The organism is Corynebacterium sp. UMB0012 (genome assembly GCF_030216265.1).
GTDB lineage: Bacteria > Actinomycetota > Actinomycetes > Mycobacteriales > Mycobacteriaceae > Corynebacterium.
In genome coordinates this window covers 1-3,031 of record NZ_JASOKQ010000041.1, presented here as the reverse complement: position 1 = coordinate 3,031, position 3,031 = coordinate 1, and the positions used below count along the sequence as shown (strand labels likewise).

2 protein-coding genes and 2 pseudogenes are annotated in these 3,031 nt (G+C 56.4%); all 4 read left to right on the top strand.

What is annotated here, in order from left to right; all coding sequences use genetic code 11:
• A pseudogene (locus tag QP324_RS11750) lies at positions 1-682 on the top strand (IS3 family transposase); the annotation flags it as partial.
• A 56-nt stretch (positions 683-738) separates the two neighbouring features.
• Positions 739-2,088, top strand: a complete 1,350-nt coding sequence (locus QP324_RS11745) for an IS256 family transposase (protein WP_284816158.1) — start codon at positions 739-741, stop codon at positions 2,086-2,088.
• Between the two features lie 31 nt (positions 2,089-2,119).
• A pseudogene (locus tag QP324_RS11740) lies at positions 2,120-2,281 on the top strand (integrase core domain-containing protein); the annotation flags it as partial.
• A 112-nt stretch (positions 2,282-2,393) separates the two neighbouring features.
• Positions 2,394-2,963 (top strand): hypothetical protein, encoded by a 570-nt coding sequence (locus QP324_RS11735; RefSeq protein ID WP_284816156.1) that lies wholly within the window; start codon positions 2,394-2,396, stop codon positions 2,961-2,963.
• The last annotated feature ends 68 nt before the right edge of the window (positions 2,964-3,031 follow it).

Genomic DNA, 3,031 nt, shown 5'->3' with positions numbered 1-3,031 from the left:
CAGCATCAAACGCATGGCACGGCTATTAAAAGTGTCTCGGTCTGGATACTACAAATGGGCTGATACGCAGCAGAAACGACTATCCGGAAAAGATAATCGTGCAACATTTTACGATGACGTTGACCGCAAGATTCATCAGATCTGGAAAGACTCCGATGAGGTTTATGGTGCTCCCCGGATCACCGCAGAACTTACCGAGCGTTACCGGATCACCCTGAATCGCAAGACTGTGGCTAAGCGGATGCGCCTGATGGGAATTGAAGGGATTTCACCGCGTGCCTTTGTCCCGGTGACAACGATTCAAGCTAAGCGTCAGTCGAGTCTTCCTGACCTGGTCAAGCGCGTGTTTGATACTGGTGATCTCAACCGAGTGTGGATGTCGGATATTACCTACCTACGCACCAGCGAGGGATGGTTGTACTTGTGTGCGGTCCGCGACGGCCATTCCCGCAGGGTGCTGGGCTGGGCGATGGATAGCGTTCAAGATACATGCCTGGTCGAACGGGCCCTGCGGATGGCATATACACTGCGCGGTGACGTTCCTGATGGGCTGGTGTTCCACGCTGACCGCGGAACGCAATTTACCAGCGAGAAGCTCTGGGAAGTCTGCCATAACCTGGGCATTGCTCAGTCTGTGGGGCGTACTGGTGTGTGCTTTGATAACGCGATGGCTGAGTCGTTCGAGGGTGTCAGGAAGTTTGTGTGTGAGGCTCTGATCTAGAAGGAGTTTCAACGATAATGACTACGGTGTCACCGAAGAAAAACCATGACCCGGCGAGGATCAACGAGATCAGCGAGAAGCTGATGGAAAATCCTGAAATCGCCAGCTTGATCAGCGAGCTGTCGACTTCTGCTGATGATGCAAGCGAGCTGGTCAAAGGCCTGCTGCAGGCATCGATCAACGCTGGTCTTAAAGCGGAGATGGATGCGCACTTGGGCTATAGCCATTCCGACCGCAAGGCCAAAGCGAAGGTGGAAACCGCACAGAGCAGCAATCACCGTAACGGGTCCTACACCAAGACCGTCAATTCTGGCTACGGCGCAGTTGAGGTGACCGTTCCCAGGGATCGTGCCGGCACGTTTACTCCCCGGATGGTGCCCAAGGGTGCACGCAGGCTCACAGAGCTCGACGACATGATTATCTCGCTCTACGCCGGTGGGATGACCGTGTGCGATATTCAGCACCATCTCGCAACCACTCTTGGGGTGGATATGAGCCCGGATACGATCAGCACCATTACCGATGCGGTCTTGGACGAGGTCATGATCTGGCAAAACCGCCAGCTCGACGAGTTTTACCCGGTGCTCTTCCTCGACGCGCTACGCGTGAAAATCCGTGACGGCCACCGCGTGGTCAACAAGGCTTGCTACATGGCGGTTGGTGTCGACATGGACGGCATCAAGCACATCCTGGGACTGTGGATCGCCGACAATGAAGGAGCCGCATTCTGGGCATCGGTGTGTGCGGATCTGGCTAACCGCGGTGTCCAAGACGTGTTCATTGTGTGCTGCGACGGGCTCAAAGGCTTGCCGGAAGCCGTGGAGGCAACCTGGCCGAATTCCATGGTACAGACCTGTATTGTGCACCTGATTCGGGCTGCGAACCGGTGGGTGTCCTACCAGGACCGCAAAGCAGTCTCCCGCGCGCTGCGTGAGGTCTACACGGCCGCAAACGAGGACACCGCACGTGCCAGCCTGGATGCGTTCGAAGCCAGTGAACTTGGCCGGAAATACCCCCAGTCGGTCAAAGTCTGGCGCGACGCCTGGGAGCGGTTCGTGCCGTTTCTGCAGTTCCCACCGGCGGCACGCCGGGTGCTCTACACCACCAACTCGATCGAATCGCTCAACGCCGAACTGCGTAAAGCTACCCGTAACCGGGGTCAATTTCCAAACGATACTGCCGCACTAAAGACACTGTGGCTGATGATCTGCAACATCGAAGACAAGCGCGCTGCCCAGCGAGCGAGGAAAGCAAAACGCGATATTGAATGCAACGGCTATATTGAAGGAGCGAAAGCAACTGGATGGAAACAAGCCATCAACCAACTAGCCGTGGCTTACCCCAACCGATTCGCGGATTACTTGTAAACCAAGCCCCCGCACACAAAGAATCGGACACTCTCAGTCGTTCTGGTCGACGCTTAAAACCGAGTTCTACGACCGTAAGCGTTGGCCTACCCGCGATGCTGCGCGCAAGGCCGTTGCCTACTGGATGGAAGTCGTTTACAACCGTCGGCGCCGGCACTCTGCACTAGGAATGGTCAGTCCCGTCGACTTCGAAAACCACATTGGTCTAACCACCAGTAGAAAAGAAATAGCTGCCTAAACACTAGGTAGCCCCACTACGTGTCCACGAATTGCGGTCAACCCCAGATCACCTAGACGATGGTGATGTGCCGGAAGCGTTCTACACCACCAACGCACCCGGCAACCACATCGGCAAAGCCGGCACCTACACACGCAAAACCTCCTGGTTCCTCTACCGCGCCATCCTCCCCCAACTAGACGACGACGTCGATCTGAGCCTCACCAGCCTCGCCAAAGACCTCGGCATCTCCTACAACAAACTCCTAGGCTTCCTGCGCGCCCACTTCCGCATGCGCCAACTACCCCTAGTCACCGAAGTCCAAGGCCAGCACTGGATACTCGACCTGATCAAACTGCGCATCATCGATCGCGAACTCAACAGGCTTGAAGATAACCCAGAGCATCTTGAAGCCATCGACGCCGCACTCGCAGACTTCCTCACCCCCACCACACCCAACCAAACAGTCCCCACCGACGCGGATCTGCGCCGCTTCATCCGCACCTTCATCGACACCCACCTGCGCCCCGAAGACAAAGAACAACAACCCGAACCGCGTCTGCGCATCAACTACAACCCGGATAACACCACCACACTATCTTTGACCTGCGATAGTGCCACCGCCACCATCATCGCCCGCCACATCGACGGGGCCTGACCCCCGGAAAGTAGACACGTCGGGGGTTAGCTATGCTGCTTGAGTCAGTGTAGCTGATGTGAGTGCTT

Bases quoted from the DNA above. Each gene is read 5' to 3' on its own strand.
- QP324_RS11745 (WP_284816158.1), top strand. From the start codon at position 739: ATGACTACGGTGTCACCGAAGAAAAACCATGACCCGGCGAGGATCAAC.